The organism is Vibrio sp. WZ-1 (assembly GCF_052037695.1).
Classification (GTDB): Bacteria; Pseudomonadota; Gammaproteobacteria; order Enterobacterales; family Vibrionaceae; genus Vibrio.
On record NZ_JBQEQR010000079.1, the window covers coordinates 250,368 to 272,899 of the forward strand.

The following is a 22,532-nucleotide window of genomic DNA, read 5'->3' on the forward strand; positions in this document are numbered from 1 at the left end:
ATTCCGTTTTTGTTTATAAAACTGCCAACGGTTGCGAATGAAAACAAATATCATTTAGCTTTGCAATATAAATTTTATGATCTATATTTGTTTGCCCTATGTGATCAGGGTAATAAAAAATAATTAATACAAACAAAATTATAACTAGTGCCTCTGTCCCAAAATCTCAAAAGAGACTGATTGGAAGCCGGCTGTGAGCAGACAGCAAACAACGTTAGAAAATTAGGAAAGCCCCATGAAATCTACGATGATCATCGTGAGTCATGTCGTCAATGATGCAGTTACTAACGGCTTCGTACCTGCAGCAAAAGCGATGGGTCTCCACGTCGTATTGATCACTGACCATAAGCTCAACCACCTAAAACTGGCCAGTGACGATGACCTCTTCAATCCGGACATCATTCTGGAATGTGATGTATTCAACCCTCTTGAGCTTATCGAGACCATAACGGAGCAAGGTCTTAAACCCGATGCTGTTTTCAGTAACAGTGATCACCTACAAACCTCGACGGCAATCTGTGCTCAGTTTTTTGGTGTTGCGGCAAAAGACTGGACAGTCACGCTTAAAGCCAAAAACAAACATTTAACCCGTCAGATGCTTAACGAAAAATCGTTACCCAACATTCAAAATGTGTTGCTTCATCGCGATATGGTTTCCGAGTTTGATTTTACCTTCCCTGTGGTGGCAAAACCCAAAGAAGGAGTGGCAAGTTTGGATGTACAGCGCTGCGATTCACAAGCGGAGCTAGATAGTTATTGCGATACATTTTGGCAAAAACACCCAGCGGCCCCTATTTTGGTGGAGGCGTTTTTGCAAGGCCCGCTCATCACAGTTGAAACCCTTGGTGACGGAGAAGAACTGATTCCAGTTGGCGGGTTCGATGTTGAACTTTCTCCTCCTCCGTACTTTATTGAAACTGCTGCTAGTTGGAATGGTGCAAACAGCCTCCATTACCGCGACGAGTGTTTACGTCAGCTGAAAGCGTTCGGTGTTGGTTTTGGTGTTTGTCACAGTGAATTTATCGTGACGGAATCTGGTCCGGTATTAGTCGAAATCAACTACCGAAGCATTGGTGACGGACGAGAGTTCTTACTCGACAATCTTAGCCGAGGCAGCTGGTTCACCACCATCCTGAATCTTCATCTTGGTAGCAAACTCGACCGTAATTTTCGCATCGATGGCAGTGCTCAGGTACGTTACCTAGTCGCCCCACACAGTGGCAATATTGAGGGCACATCTACGTCATTCATCCATCAAGACGGTGATATCGTCACTCAACAGCAGGTGCTAAAAAAAACAGGCGACTACTTCCAAAAGAGTTTTTCCAACAAAGATTACTTGGCAAGAATTTCGATTGCGTCACCTTCCGGTCAACCACTAGAAGCAACACTGCAGCGCGCCCTATCTCGCTTTAATCTCACACCTGTCAACGAGGTGACCGCATGAACGAAAACGCTTTATATCTGACTCAACGTCTGATCGATACCTGCTTACGCGAAGACCTATTTGGCTTACTATCTCGAGGCAGATTCATCACTAAACTCCCAAACAATCTGGGGCTCACATCTTATCCACGTGAACAAATCTGGCTGACATTTGTAGGTACAGATTTCACTCTCTACCTACCGGTTAAACCGAGCTATTACATGCAACGCTGGATATACGGAAAGCAAGATGACTCAACATGCGATGGCTGGATAATTGAAAGAAATGACCTTGTAGAACGACAGCAGCACTACCAAAATTGGATTGAATTTCTCAAGGCAAGCGCTCATGAAAGCTCACATTTCCTATTGGATGGCTACTTACAGGAGCTAGAATGCGCAGAGAAACACAAAGGCTTGTGTGATAACGCGTTCGAGCAACATTCTGACTCACTGATGCAGCCTATTTCTCAGCTCGACAGTTGGGAGAAAAAACTGTTGCGTGCCGATCAGATCGCCTCTTACCTCGATCACCCATACTACCCAACCGCTCGCGCCAAATTTGGCTTGAGTGATAAAGACCTTGCTCAATACGCACCAGAGTTTGCACAAAGCTTTACCTTGCGTTGGCTAGCTATTGAGAAATCACTGGTAACCCTAACCAGCTCACAGCCCAAATGCTGGCCAACGATGGAGCAAGTCGGGTTACCGGCAGACTTCGCGCAGAGCCATGTGTTATTCCCTGCTCATCCGTTAACGCTGCAAAGTTTAGCATCCTTACCTGAAGGCGTGCTGGCAGCACCCACTGCCTACTTAGATGTCACACCAACCTTGTCTGTGCGTACGGTGGTCGTAAACCAAGCGCCGCATGTTCACATTAAAGTCCCATTAATCATGCGCTCATTAGGCACTAAGAATATCCGCTTAATCAAACCTTCCACTCTTTATGACGGCCACTGGTTTGAACGCCTGCTTACTCATTTAGAGCAAACCGATCAAACATTAAACGGCACGCTTTTCCACTGTAATGAAAAGCACGGCGGTCATGTTGGTGAAGACAAAACCTTCGCTTACATCGTACGTGAGTATCCAATCACCCATAGCCAAGACAAAGCGTTGGTTCCTGTTGCAGCACTGGCAAGCCCTATGCCAGATGGCCGATTGTTCTTAGAACACCTTGCTGAGCAGTACTACCAGCAAGACACTCTGGCTTGGTTTAAAGACTACGTTGACCTGTTGTGTAAGGTGCACCTCACCTTATGGCTTCGCTACGGAATCGCGTTGGAGTCCAATCAGCAAAACGCCATCATCGCGTTTAATGAACAGGGAAAAATGATGCTGGCGATGAAGGACAACGATGCAGCACGGATTTGGCCTGAGCGCTTCAACCCCTTTGAGCAGAACTCTCCGGTTAAATGTGATCAATTACTGGACCAACGCATTAAAGTAGATGACGAATTGGCGCTTGGGCAGATGTTTACCACCATCACTTTACAATTGGATATTGCGGCAATAGTGGAAGCAATGGCCACAAATGGGATCACCTCTTCAGCTTCTCTGTATGCCATTGTCGCACACAGCCTGTCTCAGCAGCTTTGCTCTCTGCGTAAATCAGGCCACGATACCAAACTGGCACACGAACTGCTGTTCGATTCGCCAGATTTGTATGCCAAATATTTATTGAGTTCAGGCAGTCTGCTATCAAAAGAGGCGTCTGGCGCAAGCGACATTAATAAGTTCTACGGCTTGTCCGCACCCAACTTCTTGCTGCTTACCAGCGAGGAAGCACAAAAGGCTTATCTTGCTGCTATCAAACAAAGCGTGAGCTAACTCATTATGACCAAACTCATCTACAGCGTCTTGCTTTGCCATTTCATCGCCGCGTTTGCTGCTCTCGGTATGCCTTTGTTCTTACCTGTAGTTTTACCAACACTCGGCACGCAGATTGATACCGATTGGGCTGGGGTATTGTTTATTTTACCCACCTTTTGTACTGCGGTGGCAGCAAGGTTTTGGGGACAGTTTGCAGATAAATATGGCCGACGCCGTTCACTGCTGCGTGCTCAACTTGGTCTTGCAGCAGGCTTCGCTATATGTGGTCTGGCGAACAACCTAACAATGTTTGTGTTTGGTCTTATCGTTCAAGGAACCTTTGGCGGCACGATGGCCGCCTCTAATAGCTATTTATCTAGCCAGATTGAAGATGCTAAAACACTTGGCAAGTCGCTTAATAAAACTCAACTATCGGCTCGCTTAGCCCTGATCATCGCCCCAATTGGCTTGGGCTGGGGTCTATCGGAAACCAATCCGCTCAATGCTTATCTCTGGTTGTCCATTATGCCCTTGCTAGCGCTAGCCATCACGCTAACACTGCCTGCGGATCAAACGATAAAACCATCGGCTGTTCGTAACCAAGCTTTTGAAGAAACTCAGCGCAATGAAAACCAATCGCTGCGTACTCTGTATTGGGTGTTCGGCGCACAGTTCAGCTTCGCTTTTTCCATGGTTGTGACCTTCCCGTATTTCTCGCCATATGTGCAGCAATACGGCACCACAAACCAAGCGTGGATTGGATTTTTGTACGCGCTGCCACACGGCGTTTATCTCTTGTTGGCTGGGAAAGCTCATCTTTGGTCGGAGTGCATCAATGGCCACCAGCCGCAGCGCACCTTGTGGTTGGGCTTTGGCTTGCTTTCACTCAGCACCGCAATGCACTTGGTTCACTATGAAGCTGTACTGATCAGCGCTCGCCTTACCTTTGGCCTTGGCATGGTTTGCTGCTATCAAGGTTTACACCAAGCATTGGCCAAACGGCTCGACCGGCAACAGTGCGGCAAAGTGTTTTCACGCTTTGATGCAATGTCGAAATGGGGTGGCGTCGCCGCAGGGTTATGTGCATCTTTCATCTCTAGCTTCGGCTGGCTTGAGGTTCCTTACCTACTTTCTGCGTTAGTCAGCATCGCAACACTCATTGCGCTGATTATCCACTCAAAATTTGGACATCAACATGTTACACACTCCATCCTCTCCGACTGACCACTTGGCTGAAAACCGAGTCAAGTTCAACCATGAGAAAGCCCAACTCAACACCGTTATGGGCATTTTAAACTGTTACTTGCGTGAATACGCGATACCAAATCAACAAGTTGAATGGCAATGTCACTCGACCACACTGCCGCAAACACTTAAAAGAAACTATACCTCGCAACAACTTGTGACCATCCACCTCTCCGAGCAAGACAGTTTGCTTGTCCTGCCCGTTGAGTACGCAAGCAGGTTGGGCAAAGTGAAGCTTGCCGATATGCCTTGGGCGAAAATGCCCGGGGCAAGTTGGTGCAAACTCAATACCAGTCAACAAACACTAACGCTGCTACTCAATTACCTTAAACAAGTACTGGCGATCCCTTTCAACCATGAGTTAGTTGAACAGATGGAAAACAGCTTATTGATCACTGAGCAGTTTCTAAATTCGAACAACCAACCTCAGCAACACAATGCCTTTATCGCATCTGAGCAGTCTTTAATTTGGGGACACACTTTCCACCCCACCCCAAAAAGCCGTTCAGGTGTGAGCATGGATGATTTGCTCGCATGTTCACCTGAAGTGGGAGCAAGAGTACCTTTGTATTGGTTTGAAGTAGACAGCGATTTACTGGATGTTTTGAGTTCAGATAACCGCGCAGCGCCACAAGCAATGCTGGAACAGTTAGCTCCAGAAAAACTGAGTACAAAAGCCACCATGCTTTACCCTTGTCACCCTTGGGAAAGCTATACCATCTTGCAAAACCCATTGGTCAAGCTGGCGATTGAACAAGGCAAAATTACCCCTCTTGGTTTAGGCGGCGAACATATGTTGCCAACATCCTCAGTGCGCACGCTTTACCATCCGGATATGGATTGGTTTGCGAAGTTCTCCATCAACGTTCGTTTAACCAACTGTGTTCGTAAGAATGCTTGGTATGAACTGGATAGCGCGGTACAACTAACCTCGATTCTGCACCCAATCAAAGAAAGCGAACAATTGCATAATCCCGTATTCAAGGTAATGACCGAACCTTATGCAACCACGCTCAATCTAGCGAGTCTCGCAAAACAGCAAGAACAAGAGGTGACCAAAGCTCGCGAATCGTTTGGCATTTTATATCGAGAAAACTTCACTCTGAGTGAAACTGATATCTTGCAACCAACCTTAGCTGGAGCACTATTTGCCTACGATAAAAACGGCAATAGCTGTATTGCCAAGCAATTAAAAAGCAAAGCAAAAGTATCTCGAAGCCAATACACCGACATCGCTACCTTATGGTTCGAACGCTACCTTCATTGCCTCATCCCTGGCGTGTTTAACTATTACTTCAAACATGGTGTGGCATTTGAACCCCACTTGCAAAACACCCTAATTGGCTTTGAAAAGGATATGCCGTGCTGCGTCTGGATTCGAGACTTAGAGGGCACCAAATTATTGCCAGAGTTTTGGCCACTAGAAACATTGAGCCATCTATCAGAACGAGCGCGCCAATCGGTTTACTACAGCCGAGAGCAAGGTTGGAACCGCATCGGATACTGCACCTTTATCAACAACATCAGTGAAGCAATTTTCTTCATTGCAGAGGGAAACCAAGGACTGGAACAAACGCTGTGGAATTCTGTCGCTAGTGCCATAACACGTTGGCAATCGGTCAATGGTAAACAACCAGAACTCAGCTCTTTGCTCGATGACGGACACTTCCCAAGTAAGAACAACTTCACCACGCGCTTAATGCAAAAAGCAGATAAAGAATCCAGCTACACACGAGTGAAAGCACGATGGATAACTCAACGTCAAGGAGCAGATCATGCTTAACTCTACTGCGCTTCCTGAACAGATTAAGTCCGAAGTCCTACTCTTAGCTAAACAGCAAACCGAACCCTTGTGTGCATACCTTTATGACCTCAATGCGCTAGAGCAGCACATCAAACAAATGCGTCATGTGCTACCGCAAAACGTTGAGCTGTTTTATGCCGCAAAAGCCAACCCCTCCGCTCCCGTTTTAAAGACACTGGCACCATACGTAGATGGTTTTGAAGCGGCCTCAGGCGGAGAACTCTCCCACCTCCACCAGCAGCAACTCAACAAACCTCTAATCTTCGGCGGACCGGGAAAAATGCCGAGTGAGTTAGCACAGGCGATTGAGCTCGATGTAGAGGCGATTCACGTTGAAAGCCTAACCGAGTTACAACGCATTGGCTCGCTGACGGAAACACTCAAGCGCCAAGCATCAATTTTCCTACGGATGAACATCGATATTGGTGACATCACCTTAAGCAAACTAGCAATGGGCGGAAAGCCGACCCCATTTGGATTGGATGAAACAGAACTGAACAATGCTCTGACTTTGTTGCGTGACTACCCCCAAGTAAAGTTAAAAGGCTTCCACTTCCACCTTATGTCGCATCAGCTTGATGTCGATCGTCACCTTGCATTGATGCAACGCTATTTCCAAGTGGTCAAAGCCTGGCAAGCGAAGTTTGAGCTAGGAGAATTGATGATCAATCTTGGTGGTGGCATGGGAATCAACTACCGAAATCCTGAGCAACATTTTCCGTGGATGGAGTTTTGCGACAAGTTAGAGTTCCTTATCGCCAAAGAGCAAATTCAAGGCTGGAAACTGCGCTTTGAATGTGGGCGTTACATCTCTGCACCTTGTGGCTATTACGTAATGGAAGTGTTGGATATTAAACAGAACCTTGGGGAGAAATTCATTATCGCCCGTGGAGGCACACATCACTTCCGCACACCTGCTGCACAAAGTCATGATCATCCGTTTACCATTGTGGAAAAACAACTGCCACCTGCTGTCTCGCAGCCAATACACCATGAAAAAGCGACTCTCGTTGGCCAACTATGCACACCAAAAGACGTACTGGCACGCAATCAACATATTGAGCAGATCGACATTGGCGATTATGTGGTTTTCACCCTAGCCGGCGCTTATGCATGGAACATCTCCCATCAGAACTTTTTGATGCATGAACCACCGGTGTTCCACTATTTCTGATTAGAAACGGCAAATCAGCCCCCACACGATTGGGGGCTTTTTGTTATCAACTTCTGACAATCTAGTAATAATAAATTGATTCAGATTAATAAAGCGTTAACTAGCGCTAGATCACACTTTTGAACCCCGTAGAATACGTGCTGAATTTCTAGCTGAATAAGAGTGAAAGAGTGACACGCGATCAATTTGAGTTATTAGCGCCGGGTGGCGACCTGGATTCCATCAAAGCGGCTATTGCTGCGGGTGCCGATGCCATTTACTGCGGACTAGACCGCTTTAATGCGCGCAACCGAGCAACCAACCTCACCTTAGATAACTTGAATGGCGTGTTGCAGCTTGCGCATCAGCACAACTGTAAGATCTTCCTGACTCTCAACGTGTTAATTCTGGAAAGTGAAATCCCTGCTATCGTACGTTTGCTCAGCCAGTTAAACACCACAGCGATTGATGGCGTGATAGTGCAAGATCTGGGTTTGGCTTACATTCTCAAGAACCACTTTCCGGATTTAGACGTACACGCTTCAACTCAGCTCAACACGCACAACGAAGGGCAAATCCTGTTCCTGAATCAGTTAACGGCAAGCCGTGTAAACCTCTCTCGTGAACTGAATATTCATGAGATCAAGCATCTTGCTCAGTTTGGTCGTGAGCATGACGTGATGATGGAAGTGTTTGTGCACGGCTCTTACTGCATTGGTTTCTCTGGCATCTGTTACATCAGCTCTGCGCGCAACGGGGCTTCGGGCAACCGTGGTCGCTGCAGCCAGCCTTGTCGTGAGCAATACGAAACCACCAAAACAGGCAACAGCTACCCTCTCAACATGAAGGACAACTCAGCATTTGGCGATTTAGAAGCGCTTGCCGATGCGGGTGTGTATTCGTTGAAAGTGGAAGGCCGCATTAAGAAATCTCACTACGTTTACACCGTGGTCGATAACTGGCGTAAACAGATTGACCGATTGTGTGATGGCATAGAACTGTCGAACGACACCACAGAGTTGTACACCGTATTTAACCGCGATTTCTCTAACGCGTTTTTGCAAGGTGATTTCGGTAAAGCGATGTACATCGACAACCCTCGCGATCACGCCGTAAAACACTTCTCGAAGATCTACAAGTGCGAATCCGCTGATGATTTGCAAGGCGTGAAGAAGAAACTCTACGACGACAAAACCGCAATCATTGAGAAGGTTGCAGAGAAGACGCAAGATTTTGATGTAACCTCTACACAAGCCTCTGGCAGCAGCCTAAAAGGCGCGATTGATGTACCGACATTACCGACGCTGCCTCAACCACAATTACGTGAAGGCGCACCTAAGCTATCTGTATTGATTTCATCAGCAGAAGACGCAGCGCTATGCGAATACAGCGACGTCGATGTGTACTTCCAGCTCCCAATGGGATTGGCCGGTGAACTGAATGCAATGATCGATTTGTTCCAAACAAATCCGACATTAAAACCTTGGTTCCCTGCAATTTTGATTGGGGACGATTACCAAGCGGCACGAGCATTCTTAGAGGTCGTGAAACCTGCATTGTCGATCACCAATAACTCTGGCGTGGGCATTTTGGCTCAAGCGCTAGGATTAGGTTGGGTCGCTGGTCCGCAGATGAACACCGTGAACTCCTACTCGTTCAAATGCTTGCAAGAAGAATTCGCCGCAAGCGGTGCGTTTATCTCCAACGAGCTGAACATGAAGCAGATGCGCCACATTAAGCGACCACACAACATGCGCAGCTACTACAGCATTTACCACCCGAACACACTGCTGACCAGTCGCCAGTGTTTGTTCCAACAAACCGAAGGTTGCCGCAAAATTAAGGTTAACAAAGGCTGTTTGAAACGTTGTGACAAGCGAACATCGATCATCAACCTAAAAGACAACCCGTACGTGGTGCAAAAGCAAAAAGGCAGTCACAACTCTATCTACAGCGAACATAACGTGTTGAACCTACAATTGCTGCAAGATTTGCCGCAGCTGTTAACTGACGTGTTAATCGACCTGCGCGATATCCAGACAGAAACCAAAGTCACGATGACCAAGCCTGAGTTGATTGATGCCTTTACGGCCTTGCTTGATGAACACAATCAGCAGAATACTGAAGCACTTAATGCTGCGGTTCAACCGACTGCAAACGCTCAATACTTGAAAGGCTTGTAAACGAATCTCATCAGGTTCAACTGCACAATGTATGGAAGACTTATGCACCCTATGAAGCAAGAAACACTGAGCTACTTTGATGATTTGAACTACAGCGTAGTGACACAATCAGAAGCAGTTTACGAGCTCAAACAAAACCGTACGGGTTTAACTGTTGAGCTTAACTTTTCAGTGCTTGGTAAAGGCGAATTACCCACAGAAAGCGAGCAAAAAACCGATAAGAAGCTGTATTTCATCGATCTTGACGACATTGAAAACATCGGCTTTGAAGCACTCGAACCTTTCGTTGTTGGGCTTGGTGAACATTGCTCCATGGTGGTGTATGAGGAAGAGTTCTTTGAACAAAGCATGAAAGAGATATGGATGTTCCTCTCGAACGACCCGCGTGATCGTGACGTGTTCAACGACAGTAAATTTTATCGGGCTTAAGACCGCATCTTGGGTTGGTTAATGTTAATCGCCTCAAACTACGACTTAGACATCTTGAACACTCGCCTTGCACTGACTACAATGGCGCACTTTTTTTACGGACTTCAAGGTCACACAAAATGACAGATACAGCTAAACCAGCTCTACCAGATCACCTATCTGGCAACCCACGCAGCCCATTCTTTGTAAAAGAGTGCTTCGATCACCAAATCGGTATTCGCTTCAAGGGCCAAGAGCGCACTGACGTTGAAGAGTACTGTGTTAGCGAAGGTTGGGTAAAAATTGCTTCTCCTAAAGCAAAAGACCGCTTCGGTAACCCAATGCTTATCAAGCTTAAAGGCGAAGTTGAAGCGTACTACGTATAAGCTAGCCAATGATTACAAAGCCTGAGAAATACTCTCAGGCTTTTTTATTTGTTCCCAATAAAGCTGCTTTAAGAGAGTGTACTCTCCACATTGAACGGCCCTTCAATACTATCCACCACAAACGTTTTCACTTCCATCTCGTCATCCCAAAACGACTCTGACCAACCAGCTTTGTGTTTTAAGTGACGAACAAAATCAATCGGGTTTGGCAACTGCTCCCATACTTGAGGTAGAAACAGAGCTCGACGCTGCCGACACGATAAAATAAGCCCAACCTTATGTGTCGCTAAATAGCCAAGCAATGCTTGCTCTGATGCAACAACCAATACCTCAGGTAATGACAACACCGACACCTCCACAGAAAGTGACGATAATTGTTTTTTACTTAGAGGGGTAAATCTTGGGTCTTGAAACGCACTCGCTAATGCTTTGTCATGCACATCGAGCGCAAGACGCTGATGAGCGACAATAGTGCCAATGCAACCTTGCAGCTCTCCATGTACTTTTAAGGTCACAAAACTCGCCCCAACTTCCCTTAATCTTGGTAGGCACTCACCAAGGCTTGGTGGCGTGGCTGGTTGACCAGCGAATCGGCAACGAATAGCATCACAAGCAATGTTGAACAACTGCGTGAGCTCTAACTCATTCAGGATCTGAGACGAGATAACTGGCATAACCCACCACACGTTGTTGATCTCCGTGTTCAGTATCACCGGAGTTGATTAATGTTTTCCTAGATAATTGATAGCCTCTGCCCTTGGCCAATAGCAGTAACGCATTGAGTGCCGTAAAGCCACAAGCCTGTTCTGGCTTCAGTGTCGCTTGGTAAGCCTCAATTTGCTCACACGTCTGTTTATCCAAACTCTGCGCTTGTGAGTAAGAGTGGTAGTGGCTTAAATCACTGCTCACCACCAACAAACTATCATCACCAAGCCAAACTGGGTCAAGTAACTCTGCCATTCGAGCTGGTGAGATTCGACTGGTCAATATAGGCAAGAGATGAAATGCTCCAAGGTAGGTTTGTAACAACGGCAACTGTACTTCAAGACAATGCTCTGGGGCGTGCGCTTCATCTGAGATCAGCACGTCTTCCTGTTCTGCCAATATTGCTCGCCATTTGCGATCGATCTCGATATTCCCTAAAGGGGTCGAAAACCAATCAACGCTCGGTAATGCGCAGCCCAAAAAAGAAAGGTGATGACTTGGGCCAAGCAAAATCACCCGATGGATTCTATCGGCTTGCGATTTTAAACAATGGAACGCATCTGCTGCCACCTCTCCTGAGTAGACATAACCAGCATGAGGCACGACCAAAGCTCTGATCTGCGACTGGTGTTCGCGCGCACTCTGCTTCTCCCAACTTTGGATCATTGAGCTTAGTTGTTGCGACGAATGCGGATAAAAGTGCCCAGCCACCGCTGGAGGACGAACATGCATACCGATCCCCTTATCGTGCTCACAAAGGCCAGCGAAGTGCCATACTTAACTTTAAGTATAGAAGCAGATTTAATTGAGAGTTTACCATGCCATCCTATCCCGCATCGCCTCCCGAATTTTATCCAACTTCCTATTGGCATCGACTCGATGACGGTCGTGTAATTTGCGACTTGTGTCCAAGGCAGTGCCGCTTAAGAGAGGGAAAAAGAGGAGCATGCTTTGTGCGCCAAGCTCACAACGGAGAAATTTCCCTAACGAGCTATGGACGTTCGAGTGGGTTTTGCATTGACCCGATAGAAAAGAAACCGCTTAATCACTTTTTTCCGGGTAGCTCCGTACTCTCATTTGGTACCGCTGGGTGCAACTTAGGTTGTAAGTTTTGCCAAAATTGGCATATCAGTAAGTCGCGGCAAATTGATACTCTCGGTGCACCCGCCATGCCCGAGCAAATCGCTCAAGCTGCCAAGCAACATGGCTGTAAAAGCATTGCATTTACCTACAACGACCCTGTCATTTTTATGGAATACGCTGTAGACACAGCTCAAGCTTGCCATGAACTCGACATATCAAGTGTCGCAGTCACCGCAGGCTATATTTGCGATAAGCCTAGAGTTGAGTTTTTCCGCCATATGGATGCCACCAATGTAGATTTAAAAGCATTTACAGAGCGTTTTTACCATAAGCTTTGTAGTGGTCACCTCGCTCCAGTATTGGACACCCTACTCTATTTACATCACGAAACGGAGGTATGGTTTGAGATCACCACCTTGCTAATCCCCGGAGAGAATGACAGCACTGCTGAGCTAGAAGCGATGACTCGGTGGATTTATGACAACTTAGGCAGCAACATTCCGATTCACTTCAGTGCCTTTCATCCAGATTTTAAAATGCTGAGTACAGAGAAAACGCCGCTCAGCACAATCCAAAAAGCCCGACAAATCGCACTCAACAACGGCCTTAACTACGTATATGTGGGTAACGTCAGTGACGAAGATGGCGATAGCACGTATTGCCCCAAATGCCATCAAAAAGTCTTAGCTCGGAACTGGTATCAGCTAGGAGAGAGCCATCTAACAAATGAGGGTCAGTGTGAATATTGTGGTTTTCAACTTGCGGGGCGATTTGGAACACTCACCCATCCATTTGGCAGAAAACGGATTCCCGTCGTGATCCGCTAGTCATAAGCCATACTTTGCGTGGTAAATAAGCTTTATCAACGCTAAGTTAAACCGCAAAGAATGAAAACTCGTAAGCATTAAAAAATGGCATAAGGATATGGCATGAATGGGCCGCTAATAAAACTCCGTCACGCTTCAAAAAACTTTATCGATGGCAAACAAACGCACTGCGTTCTCCAAAATGTCGACTTCAGGCTAGCTACAGGCGAAAGCGTAGCTTTGACGGGTGCGAGTGGTAGCGGCAAAAGCACCTTACTCAATGTTATTGCTGGCTTTGAGCCACTTTCAGATGGCGAATTATGGTTAGATGACGATAACACTGCAGCTTGGAAAGATCCTCAATGGAGCCGCTTTCGTCATCAAAAACTCGGTGTCATCTTTCAACAATTTAATTTGTTAACGCCCCTAAACGTAAAGCAAAATATCGCCTTTCCTCTACACTTGAACCAACAAAAATGGAATGACTGGTGCGATTATCTGGTAGAGACACTTGGCATCAGCCAACTTCTCGATAGACACGTTTCTGCCCTTTCTGGCGGCCAACAACAACGAGTAGCCATCGCCCGTGCGTTAGCCCATAAACCCAAACTTCTCCTTGCTGATGAACCCACAGGTAACCTCGATCATAAAGCCGGATTAGAGGTGATGAAGCTAATGAGTGAAATCACCGCACAAGGTAATACCGCGGTACTTTTGGTGACTCACAGTCCCGAATGTGCTGAATTTATGCAAACGCAATTACTGTTAGAAAATGGTCACTTGAATAACACTCCGTGCAATAACCCACTGAGCAACAGTCTCAGTGGACAACAAGACCATGAGCCACGTCATGAAGCAGGCTAAGCTTACGAGTATCAAAGTCACGCACGCCAAACTAACGCTGAATCTGTTTGCGGCGCATTACCGACAAGCGCCCTTGCAAGCGGCGGCAATTTTAATCGGCATCGTGCTTGCGGTGACTCTTTTCGTCGCTGTGCAGGCCATCAACCTCAATGCCAAACGTAGCTACGCGGAATCTACCGAGCAGCTAAGTGCCCAAGCGCAAAACCTGATTATTCCTCCAGCCGGGCAAAACTATCTGCCTGAATCACTCTACTTCACCCTGAGACAAAATGGTCTCAGTGCAACCTTGCCTGTAATTGAAGGACGAATAAGGGATGAGCATGGCCGTCGCTGGTCGGTGCAAGGCAGTGAATTGATTGCCGCTATCTCCTCACGCTCTCGTTACTCATCGAATAGTGCGCACAACGTTTCTCTATTCGACAGCGTATTACCTTTGCCGGAACTTTTAGGCGGGGAGCCCATTGTAATGATGAGCCAATCGCAGCACCAAAACCTAGGTGAAGTAGAAACACTGATTCTGGACGACATCCCAACTCGAGTGGTGGTATTGCCTGACGAATGGCAACTGGGAAGTCGAATGTTGATGGACATAGGCTTCGCCCAACAGATACTCAATAAACAAGGCCAGCTCAGTTACATTGCCGTGTTCGATACTGGCTTCAATACAGGTAAAGACACGCAAGCAAAATGGCAGAAGCTGATTGGCGAGCAAGGACAATGGATTTCCAATAATCAAAGTACAGACCTTGGCTCGCTGACCGACAGCTTTCACCTCAATCTCACCGCGATGAGCTTACTGGCGTTTTTGGTTGGTTTGTTTATCGCCTATAACGGCGTGAAATACAGCTTACTCAAGCGCAATCGGCTGCTCGTACAAATTCAGCAAGCAGGTATCGCACCGAGGACCATTTTTACCGCACTGCTGATTGAACTGATCATTTTGGTCACCATCGGAGCTTCAGTTGGTTTTGTACTAGGCATGCAACTCAGCCATTGGTTACACCCAACCGTAGCACTGACGCTTGAGCAACTTTATGGCGCGACACTCCTTCCTGGCACTTGGCTGTGGCAATGGTGGATGCAAGCTCTGCTGTTAACCTTAGCAGCGACACTACTAGCGTGTTGGCAGCACTTTAAACAGCAAGTCCATCAGCCTCTCTCATCTCATGGTGGTTTTTATCAAGCGCCAGAAACCTCCAATGAAAACCAATTGTTCGTGATGGGTCTTGTATTAACAACTCTCGCACTCGCTGGGTTATGGCTAAGTGAGCATCACCGCTTCACCATGGCATGGCTTGGCGTGTTAGTGGTTTCGATCCCTTTATACCTGCCCAAAACGCTGAGCGTATTAGCGAACGTATGTGAAAAACGCACCCATTCCGGCTTGACGCAGTATCTATTCGCAGAGCTGCGCGAGCTGATATCGCCGCTTTCTCTCGCCATGATGGCGTTGCTACTCGCAGTAACCGCCAATTTAGGCATGAACACCTTAGTTGGTAGCTTTGAATCAACGCTAAAACAGTGGCTCGAACAAAGGCTACATGCCGACATTTACGTTAGCCCTGCACAGGGTGAAATCACCAATGTGGAACGCGCCCTAGAGCAGTTCGACAAGGTCGAAACCGTCTACAAGCAATACTATGTCGACGATAACCTGCAAGGCTTACCGATTTTGCTGGGCACCAAAGACAAGGACACCTTAGAGCAAACCATGGTGTTCAAATCGCACCTTGATAACTTCTGGCGACGTTTTTACCAAGGTGAATTAATCGCTATCAGTGAGCCGACCGCAGTAAAACTGGGCTTATCACTTGAAAGCGGACTACAGCTTGATGCCATTCCAAACAAAACTCTGCTTGTGGGGGCAATTTTCCATGATTATGGCTCGCCAAATGGTGAAGTGTTACTGGCTCCAAAGTTGTGGCGAGAAAGCGGTTTTACCGATCTACCGACGAGCCTTAGCATTAAAGTCTCTGACGATCCAAAACTCATTTATGCCCAACTGCGCGAGCAACTGAATCTGCATCCAAGTCAGCTCTACGATCAGGCGCAAATCAAATCCATCGCGTTGGATATATTCTCGCAGACCTTTGCCATTACGCGCGCACTCAACGGCGTGACTTTGATGGTGGCGGTGATTGGTTTGTTCAGTGCTTGTTTCATGTTACTCGACGCGCGCAAAGCCGCCATTGCAAGGCTGTATGCCCTTGGCGTCAGCCGTCGGAAATTAATGACCATGGTGGTCGGACAGATCGTCGCTTTGGTCAGCTTTACTCTGGTGATTGCCCTGCCCCTCGGTGCTATGGTGGGTTATGTACTGACAGACATCGTCACCTTACGCGCTTTTGGTTGGAGCTTAACTTATCTGTGGAATTGGAGTGATGCCCTTAGCATCGCGGCGATCACCATCTTGGTGGCAGTGATCGCAACCTTGATTCCGCTGTGGCGATTGGTCAGCAAACCTGTCGTCTCCAGTTTGCAAAGCGAGGTGTTGTAATGAGTCAATCAGCAAGCAAACTTACTCTACTCATAAGCAGCTTATTCCTGTTCGGTTGTGAAGATACGCAGCAACAAAATATGGGCACGTTGTTGGGCAATGTAGACACGCAAATCGAAAGCAATCCATTCACACCGGTTCTGAAGGGCGTTGAACTCACCTTTCCTACCGACCATCAAGCGCACCCGAATTTTCGTCATGAATGGTGGTACTTAACCGCTAACTTAATTGATGAAGAAGGTAATCCTCTAGGAATACAGTGGACACAATTTCGCTTTGCTGCTGCGCCGCCGACAGGCGAAGATGAAGTGAAGAAAACCGAGTGGCAAACTCAGCAAATCTACATGGCCCATAGCGCGGTTACTACGCAAGGCAAACATTATGCTGATGAAAAGTGGTCTCGTGACCAAGCCGCACTGGCGGGCGTCGACGCATCACCATTTCGAGTCTATCTCGATGATTGGCAGTGGACCTCTTCAACTGACGATCTCTTCCCCGCCACGCTAAATGCCAATTCAGAGCAGTTTGGTTACTCACTCAAACTGACCAGCTCCGCACCTTATCAAAAACAAGGTGAACAAGGTTACAGCACCAAAAGTGCCGATGGTCAGGTGGCTTCGTATTACTACAGCCAACCGTTTATTGATGTCTACGGTCAAGTCATTATCGACGGCAAAACCCATCAAGTATCAGGCAAAGGTTGGATAGACAGAGAGTGGAGCTCGCAGTTCTTACTCGACTCACAACAAGGCTGGGATTGGTTCGCACTGAGGTTAAGCGAAGAAACCAGCTTGGTGGTATTCCAACTGCGTGACACCAAAACGGGAAAAGCGAGTTTTTCCAGCGCAAAACTGATGCTGCAAGATGGTTCGGGCATAGCTATCCCACAAAAAGACATTCAGTTAGAGGCAACCAAGCAAACAGAAATCCAAGGCCACAATTATCCAACCCAGTGGCAAGTATCGATTCCTAACCAGCAAATTGAACTTACCGTTTCTGCACTCAACCCGAACGCAAAAATGCCGCTTTCTGTGCCTTATTGGGAAGGCCCAGTACGCATTGATGGCTCTCATTCTGGAACGGGATATATGGAGCTGACGGGGTATTGAGAATTGTGACATCTCACCCATTAGGGGGAATTGATAGCGTTTATGTTGTTGCATATTACATGGAGAACCAAACATGAAAGATGCACTGCTAAGCGCTTTAATTACTGAGTTTGCCAAGCTAGAACAGGTAGAAGCCGTTGCCCTAGCCGGATCCAATAGTACTCAAACCAACGACTCACTCTCTGATTATGATGTTTATATCTACACAACAAACGATATTCCGGTTGCCACCAGAAAGGCCATCACATCCCAATACTGCTGCCATATGGAGTTAAACAACCAATTCTGGGAAACGGAAGATAATGGACAGTTAAACAACGGAACAGAAATAGAGCTGATATATCGAAATATTGACTGGCTTGCACAAGAACTCCAGCGCGTGGTGATTGATCATCAAGTGAATGTTGGCTATAGCACCTGCTTTTGGGCAAATTTAATCCACTCAAAAATCCTATTTGACCGACATGAGAAGCTTTCGTCTCTTCAAGAAAGATATCGTATTGATTACAGCAAAGCGCTTTCAGCAGCCGTGATCGCCAAAAACCTACCGCTTCTTCACCACGCCGCGCCTGCCTATCCCAAACAAATTGCCAAAGCCATTAAACGGGATGATTACATCAGTGTCCAACACCGCTTAAGTGCCTATTTAGCCAGCTACTTTGATGTGTTGTTTGCTATCAACTTTATTCCTCACCCTGGCGAAAAGCGTTTGGTTCAGCTTGCTAAAAAATGGTGCAAAGTTCTACCTATTGGTTTTGAGGATTCCATGAAAAGCTTAACTTGTTTAGACGGGATGAAATATGATCAACTCTCATCTGAGCTCGATTTAGCAACAAATAACTTAATCACAGCCATTAAAGAATCTGGTTTCACAGAAAATATTGATGGAGCGTAGAGTTCAACCAAACACAACCAAGTGCTAAACTCCGGTTCTATTTCATTCTGTGATTAAAAGGAAATGCGATGAACCCGATTATTGCGCTGCTGAAAGAGAACAATATCAGCGATGAGCAAATCAACGCGATTTTTCAGACTCTGACACAAAACCCTCTAGCGGCAATGGCAACAATCAGCCAACTAGGTTTGCCACAAGACAAGCTACAAATGCTGATGGCGCAAGTAATGCAAAACCCTGCGCTAATCAAAGAAGCAGTGGAAGAGCTAGGATTGGATTTCTCAAAGGTTGAAGAAGCAAAAGAGAAGCTTCAGAGCCAGAATCAAGCTAACTAAGCACTAGTCGCCAACCACTTGATATTAAAGGCCGTTAAACTCAAACATTTGGGAATAACGGCTTTTTTGTAAGCGCTATTTTCTCTTTCACGCCACGCATTTCTCACCCCCTAGCCTTGCAAGCCTATTTGGTTGCGGTACGCTTTGAACGTAGAAAATAGGGTGGATAGAACAAGGAAATACTGCAATGCGCGTCGATTATCAACAACGGCTGATTCCTGTGATTCGTTACTTGGAACAGAATTTCAATGAGCCACTCAACCTGCCAGAAGTGGCCGCGCTGGCGAACCTGTCTCAATATCATTTTCACCGTACCTTTAAAGCCGTACAAGGCGAAACACTGGCAGATTTCATTCGACGCTTGCGCTTAGAAGCCGCTGCGGACGAGTTGTTCAAATCCAAACAATCTGTACTTAACGTCGCCTTAGAGTATGGATTTTCTAGCTCGCAGAGCTTAGCCAAAGCCTTCAAGCAACATTATGGCGTCACGCCAACCGCCTTTCGCGACTGCGAAAACTACCAGCAATTTTCTGAACTCGCGCGAAACAGCAAGATTGGACACACACTGCGCAAGAATGGAAACGAACTAAATTCCAGCGATTCATATACTGGCTCTGAACTCACAACATGGAGCAACAATATGGAAACGCAAAACTTTGAAAAAGCAAAACTGGCCTATATTCGTGTTAACGGCCCTTACGGCCAGGGTTACGAAGAACCATCAGGCCGCTTGTATCAATGGGCAGGCATGAAAGGGTTGGCGGGCAATACCTGCATCTTCATTTATCACGATAACCCAGAAATCACGCCAGACGAGAAGTGTCGTACTGATATCTGCTTGATGGTGCCAGAAGATACCGAAGTACCAAAAGGCATTGAGCTACAAGACTTCCCCGGCGGTCATTACGCGGTGATACGTCAGCACATTACCGAATTCAGCCAATACCCTAAAGCATGGGATGACTTGATGAGCGAAGTCGTTGAGTCCGGCATTGAAAACGACTGTCGACCTTGCTTCGAACTTTATCATAGCTACGATCCACAAACGCATCATGCAGACGTCAGCTTCTGCACAGCCATCAAATAAACCAAAAGCCTGCGTAATTGCAGGCTTTTTCGATCTTAAGCAAAGTGCAAGCCCCTCTGTAATTGATTGTTCTTCTCTATTGTCACTCTTCTTTTATCTTCAATAAAACCTATCAATGCAAACCCACTTACATCGGATATGCCTATCAAGTGAAATAGGAAATGGCTATCAATAGGATAGTTACAAGCGATTTTCCTTAAACACACTCCGATGAGAATATACTTTCCGAAAGCAACAACAGCTCAGCTTAAAACATTCAAAGGAAAGTAAATTATGATTAATACTCAAATCAAACCATTTGCAGCTACAGCGTACAAAAACGGCGAATTCGTAGAAGTTACAGAGCAAGACGTTCTAGGTAAATGGGCAGTATTCTTCTTCTACCCAGCAGACTTTACGTTTGTATGTCCAACAGAACTGGGCGACCTAGCAGACCACTACGAAGAGCTACAAAAACGTGGCGTAGAAGTTTACTCAGTATCAACTGATACACACTTCACTCACAAAGCGTGGCACGACAGCTCAGACACAATCGGTAAGATTCAGTACTACATGCTTGGCGACCAAACAGGCAACATCACAAACAACTTCGGTGTGATGCGTGAAGGTCAAGGTCTTGCAGACCGTGCAACGTTCCTAATCGACCCAGAAGGTACTATCCAAGCAATGGAAATCACTGCTGAAGGTATCGGTCGTGACGCAGAAGACCTACTACGCAAAGTAAAAGCAGCTCAATACGTAGCAGCGCACCCAGGCGAAGTTTGCCCAGCGAAATGGAAAGAAGGTGAAGAGACACTAGCTCCATCACTAGACCTAGTTGGCAAAATCTAAGCCACTGAAATTTAAGTTCTAATCAGTTCCCGATTTCCTTTTTCTGATTAGAACTGAATTAGAGAGCACTTCAGGTTAGATACCTTGACGACCTTCTGCCTGATTTGCTCTCTCCCCCTCAGGTTTTATCTACAGTAACCACTTTTTAGTTTTAATTAAGGTAGTAACAACTATGTTAGACCAAGCGATCCAACAACAACTCAAACAATATCTGGCTAATGTAAAAGAAGAAGTTCGTTTAGTGGTTAGTCTAGATGAAAGCAAAGCATCGAATGACATTTTGTCTCTAGCGAACCAAATCGCAGAGATGAGCGACCTAATCACCGTTGAACGTGACGACAACGCAAGCGCACGTAAACCAGTGATGGCGGTAACTAACCCAGCAAAAGGCACAGCACTACGCTTTGCAGGCTTGCCAATGGGTCACGAGTTTACCTCTCTAGTATTGGCACTGCTTCACTCTGGCGGTCACCCAATCAAACTAGAACCAGAAGTGATTGAGCAAATCGCAGCACTAGACAAAGATCTAGACGTCGAAATCTTCATTTCACTGTCGTGTCAAAACTGTCCGGACGTGGTTCAAGCGTTCAACATGATGGCGGCGATCAACCCGAAAGTAAAAGCAACCATGATCGACGGTGGTTTGTTCCAAGATGAAGTGAAACAACGCGACATCATGGCCGTACCAAGCGTATTCGTGAACGGTGAGCTATTCGGTCAAGGCCGTATGTCTCTGACTGAAATCCTAAACAAAGTGGATGACGGCGCGAGCGAGAAAGCGGCGAAAGCACTGAGCGAAAAAGACCCATACGACGTACTTGTTGTCGGCGGTGGCCCTGGTGGTAGCGCAGCTGCTCTATACGCCGCTCGTAAAGGTATTCGTACTGGCGTTGTTGCTAAGCGTTTTGGTGGTCAGGTTATGGACACCATGGCAATTGAGAACTTCATTTCGGTAAAACGTACTGAAGGTCCAAAACTGGCAACAGACCTAGCAGAACACCTAAAAGAATACGACGTAGACGTAGTGACTGAGCAACAAGCTGAGAAGCTAATGGGCGCAGCACACACAGAAGACGGTTTGATTCACATCCAACTTGAAAGCGGCGCAACGCTGAAGAGTAAGAGTGTCATCCTAAGCCCTGGTGCACGCTGGCGTGAAATGAACGTTCCGGGTGAACAAGAGTACCGCAACAAAGGTGTCGCATACTGCCCACACTGTGACGGTCCACTGTTCAAAGGCAAAAAAACTGCGGTTATCGGTGGTGGTAACTCAGGCATCGAAGCAGCTATCGACCTTGCTGGTATCGTAGAACACGTAACGGTTCTTGAATTCGCAGACGTACTTCGCGCAGACCAAGTTCTTATCGACAAAGCGAACTCACTACCAAATGTAGACATCATCACGATGGCGCAAACTACTGAAGTTGTGGGTGACGGCACTCGCGTAACAAGCTTGAAGTACAAAGACCGCAACACAGATGAAATCAAAGAGATTGAACTGTCAGGTATCTTTGTTCAAATCGGTCTAGTACCGAACACAGAATGGCTAAAAGATTCAGAAGTAGCCCTATCTGAGCACGGCGAGATTGAAGTCGGCAGCCGTGGCGATACTAGCCTAGAAGGTGTGTTCGCAGCGGGTGACGCAACAACCGTTCCTTACAAACAGATCATCATTGCGATGGGTGAAGGTGCAAAAGCAAGCTTAGGCGCATTTGACTACCTAATCCGTAAGCAAGGTTAATCTCCAATTTCTTGAGCACAAAGCGCACGGTGCTGTGTTTTCTTCCCCGGAAAACCAATCGGGGCACCGTGACAGCGATGAGTAACAAGAAATAAAATCAAAAAACCTAGAAGCCCAAAGACTTTGCCAGCAGGTATTAACTGCTGGCTTTTTTGGTTTGGGG

General features: G+C 46.7%; 19 protein-coding genes. 17 read left to right on the forward strand and 2 right to left on the reverse strand.

The window, feature by feature from the left end; translation table 11 throughout:
* Positions 1–235 precede the first annotated feature (235 nt).
* The 8 genes from ACTS60_RS15865 to ACTS60_RS15900 all read left to right on the forward strand — a co-directional run bounded on the left by ACTS60_RS15865 (position 236) and on the right by ACTS60_RS15900 (position 10,416).
* Positions 236–1,447: an ATP-grasp domain-containing protein gene (locus ACTS60_RS15865; protein ID WP_440889028.1), complete on the forward strand. Its 1,212-nt coding sequence runs from the start codon at positions 236–238 to the stop codon at positions 1,445–1,447.
* Positions 1,444–3,255: an IucA/IucC family protein gene (locus ACTS60_RS15870; protein WP_440889029.1), complete on the forward strand. Its 1,812-nt coding sequence runs from the start codon at positions 1,444–1,446 to the stop codon at positions 3,253–3,255. The genes ACTS60_RS15865 and ACTS60_RS15870 overlap by 4 nt, the downstream gene beginning before the upstream one ends.
* Positions 3,256–3,261: 6 nt before the next feature.
* Positions 3,262–4,461 (forward strand): MFS transporter, encoded by a 1,200-nt coding sequence (locus ACTS60_RS15875; protein WP_440889030.1) that lies wholly within the window; start codon positions 3,262–3,264, stop codon positions 4,459–4,461.
* On the forward strand, positions 4,433–6,265 hold the full coding sequence (locus tag ACTS60_RS15880; protein WP_440889031.1) for an IucA/IucC family protein: 1,833 nt from the start codon (positions 4,433–4,435) through the stop codon (positions 6,263–6,265). Before ACTS60_RS15875 ends, ACTS60_RS15880 begins: the two co-directional genes overlap by 29 nt.
* Positions 6,258–7,460, forward strand: coding sequence for a type III PLP-dependent enzyme (locus ACTS60_RS15885; RefSeq protein ID WP_440889032.1), 1,203 nt, complete (start codon positions 6,258–6,260; stop codon positions 7,458–7,460). Before ACTS60_RS15880 ends, ACTS60_RS15885 begins: the two co-directional genes overlap by 8 nt.
* A 170-nt stretch (positions 7,461–7,630) precedes the next feature.
* On the forward strand, positions 7,631–9,622 hold the full coding sequence (locus ACTS60_RS15890) for a peptidase U32 family protein (protein ID WP_440889033.1): 1,992 nt from the start codon (positions 7,631–7,633) through the stop codon (positions 9,620–9,622).
* A 42-nt stretch (positions 9,623–9,664) separates the two neighbouring features.
* Entirely contained in the window at positions 9,665–10,051 is a 387-nt protein-coding gene (locus ACTS60_RS15895; protein WP_045390563.1) for a hypothetical protein, read from the forward strand.
* A gap of 119 nt (positions 10,052–10,170) precedes the next feature.
* Positions 10,171–10,416, forward strand: coding sequence for a DUF3297 family protein (locus ACTS60_RS15900; protein WP_010453814.1), 246 nt, complete (start codon positions 10,171–10,173; stop codon positions 10,414–10,416).
* A 68-nt stretch (positions 10,417–10,484) separates the two neighbouring features.
* Here the strand turns inward: ACTS60_RS15900 and amrA are convergent, their stop codons facing one another.
* Together amrA and amrB are read right to left on the reverse strand one after the other, a co-directional pair.
* Positions 10,485–11,090 (reverse strand): AmmeMemoRadiSam system protein A, encoded by a 606-nt coding sequence (amrA, locus tag ACTS60_RS15905; protein WP_440889034.1) that lies wholly within the window; start codon positions 11,088–11,090, stop codon positions 10,485–10,487.
* Positions 11,059–11,853: an AmmeMemoRadiSam system protein B gene (amrB, locus tag ACTS60_RS15910; protein WP_440889035.1), complete on the reverse strand. Its 795-nt coding sequence runs from the start codon at positions 11,851–11,853 to the stop codon at positions 11,059–11,061. Before amrB ends, amrA begins: the two co-directional genes overlap by 32 nt.
* A gap of 86 nt (positions 11,854–11,939) precedes the next feature.
* Between amrB and amrS the strand changes: the two genes are divergently transcribed.
* From amrS to ahpF, 9 genes are all read left to right on the forward strand, one after another.
* Positions 11,940–13,031, forward strand: coding sequence for an AmmeMemoRadiSam system radical SAM enzyme (gene amrS, locus ACTS60_RS15915; protein ID WP_440889036.1), 1,092 nt, complete (start codon positions 11,940–11,942; stop codon positions 13,029–13,031).
* Between the two features lie 102 nt (positions 13,032–13,133).
* Complete coding sequence (locus ACTS60_RS15920; protein ID WP_440889037.1) at positions 13,134–13,874, forward strand: ABC transporter ATP-binding protein; 741 nt, start codon at positions 13,134–13,136, stop codon at positions 13,872–13,874.
* Complete coding sequence (locus ACTS60_RS15925) at positions 13,861–16,371, forward strand: FtsX-like permease family protein (RefSeq protein ID WP_440889038.1); 2,511 nt, start codon at positions 13,861–13,863, stop codon at positions 16,369–16,371. The genes ACTS60_RS15920 and ACTS60_RS15925 overlap by 14 nt, the downstream gene beginning before the upstream one ends.
* Positions 16,371–17,480: a lipocalin-like domain-containing protein gene (locus ACTS60_RS15930; RefSeq protein WP_440889039.1), complete on the forward strand. Its 1,110-nt coding sequence runs from the start codon at positions 16,371–16,373 to the stop codon at positions 17,478–17,480. Before ACTS60_RS15925 ends, ACTS60_RS15930 begins: the two co-directional genes overlap by 1 nt.
* A 73-nt stretch (positions 17,481–17,553) precedes the next feature.
* Positions 17,554–18,375 (forward strand): DUF4037 domain-containing protein, encoded by an 822-nt coding sequence (locus tag ACTS60_RS15935; RefSeq protein ID WP_440889040.1) that lies wholly within the window; start codon positions 17,554–17,556, stop codon positions 18,373–18,375.
* Between the two features lie 68 nt (positions 18,376–18,443).
* Positions 18,444–18,710, forward strand: a complete 267-nt coding sequence (locus ACTS60_RS15940; RefSeq protein WP_440889041.1) for a DUF2999 family protein — start codon at positions 18,444–18,446, stop codon at positions 18,708–18,710.
* A 187-nt stretch (positions 18,711–18,897) separates the two neighbouring features.
* Entirely contained in the window at positions 18,898–19,797 is a 900-nt protein-coding gene (locus ACTS60_RS15945) for an AraC family transcriptional regulator (protein ID WP_440889042.1), read from the forward strand.
* Between the two features lie 273 nt (positions 19,798–20,070).
* On the forward strand, positions 20,071–20,628 hold the full coding sequence (gene ahpC / locus ACTS60_RS15950; RefSeq protein WP_005374632.1) for an alkyl hydroperoxide reductase subunit C: 558 nt from the start codon (positions 20,071–20,073) through the stop codon (positions 20,626–20,628).
* Positions 20,629–20,800: 172 nt separating this feature from the next.
* On the forward strand, positions 20,801–22,369 hold the full coding sequence (ahpF, locus tag ACTS60_RS15955) for an alkyl hydroperoxide reductase subunit F (RefSeq protein ID WP_440889043.1): 1,569 nt from the start codon (positions 20,801–20,803) through the stop codon (positions 22,367–22,369).
* The last annotated feature ends 163 nt before the right edge of the window (positions 22,370–22,532 follow it).

Bases quoted from the DNA above. Each gene is read 5' to 3' on its own strand.
- ACTS60_RS15865 (WP_440889028.1), top strand. From the start codon at position 236: ATGAAATCTACGATGATCATCGTGAGTCATGTCGTCAATGATGCAGTT.
- ACTS60_RS15870 (WP_440889029.1), top strand. From the start codon at position 1,444: ATGAACGAAAACGCTTTATATCTGACTCAACGTCTGATCGATACCTGC.
- ACTS60_RS15875 (WP_440889030.1), top strand. From the start codon at position 3,262: ATGACCAAACTCATCTACAGCGTCTTGCTTTGCCATTTCATCGCCGCG.
- ACTS60_RS15880 (WP_440889031.1), top strand. From the start codon at position 4,433: ATGTTACACACTCCATCCTCTCCGACTGACCACTTGGCTGAAAACCGA.
- ACTS60_RS15885 (WP_440889032.1), top strand. From the start codon at position 6,258: ATGCTTAACTCTACTGCGCTTCCTGAACAGATTAAGTCCGAAGTCCTA.
- ACTS60_RS15895 (WP_045390563.1), top strand. From the start codon at position 9,665: ATGCACCCTATGAAGCAAGAAACACTGAGCTACTTTGATGATTTGAAC.
- ACTS60_RS15900 (WP_010453814.1), top strand. From the start codon at position 10,171: ATGACAGATACAGCTAAACCAGCTCTACCAGATCACCTATCTGGCAAC.
- amrA (WP_440889034.1), bottom strand. From the start codon at position 11,090: ATGCCAGTTATCTCGTCTCAGATCCTGAATGAGTTAGAGCTCACGCAG.
- amrB (WP_440889035.1), bottom strand. From the start codon at position 11,853: ATGCATGTTCGTCCTCCAGCGGTGGCTGGGCACTTTTATCCGCATTCG.
- amrS (WP_440889036.1), top strand. From the start codon at position 11,940: ATGCCATCCTATCCCGCATCGCCTCCCGAATTTTATCCAACTTCCTAT.
- ACTS60_RS15920 (WP_440889037.1), top strand. From the start codon at position 13,134: ATGAATGGGCCGCTAATAAAACTCCGTCACGCTTCAAAAAACTTTATC.
- ACTS60_RS15925 (WP_440889038.1), top strand. From the start codon at position 13,861: ATGAAGCAGGCTAAGCTTACGAGTATCAAAGTCACGCACGCCAAACTA.
- ACTS60_RS15930 (WP_440889039.1), top strand. From the start codon at position 16,371: ATGAGTCAATCAGCAAGCAAACTTACTCTACTCATAAGCAGCTTATTC.
- ACTS60_RS15935 (WP_440889040.1), top strand. From the start codon at position 17,554: ATGAAAGATGCACTGCTAAGCGCTTTAATTACTGAGTTTGCCAAGCTA.
- ACTS60_RS15940 (WP_440889041.1), top strand. From the start codon at position 18,444: ATGAACCCGATTATTGCGCTGCTGAAAGAGAACAATATCAGCGATGAG.
- ACTS60_RS15945 (WP_440889042.1), top strand. From the start codon at position 18,898: ATGCGCGTCGATTATCAACAACGGCTGATTCCTGTGATTCGTTACTTG.
- ahpC (WP_005374632.1), top strand. From the start codon at position 20,071: ATGATTAATACTCAAATCAAACCATTTGCAGCTACAGCGTACAAAAAC.
- ahpF (WP_440889043.1), top strand. From the start codon at position 20,801: ATGTTAGACCAAGCGATCCAACAACAACTCAAACAATATCTGGCTAAT.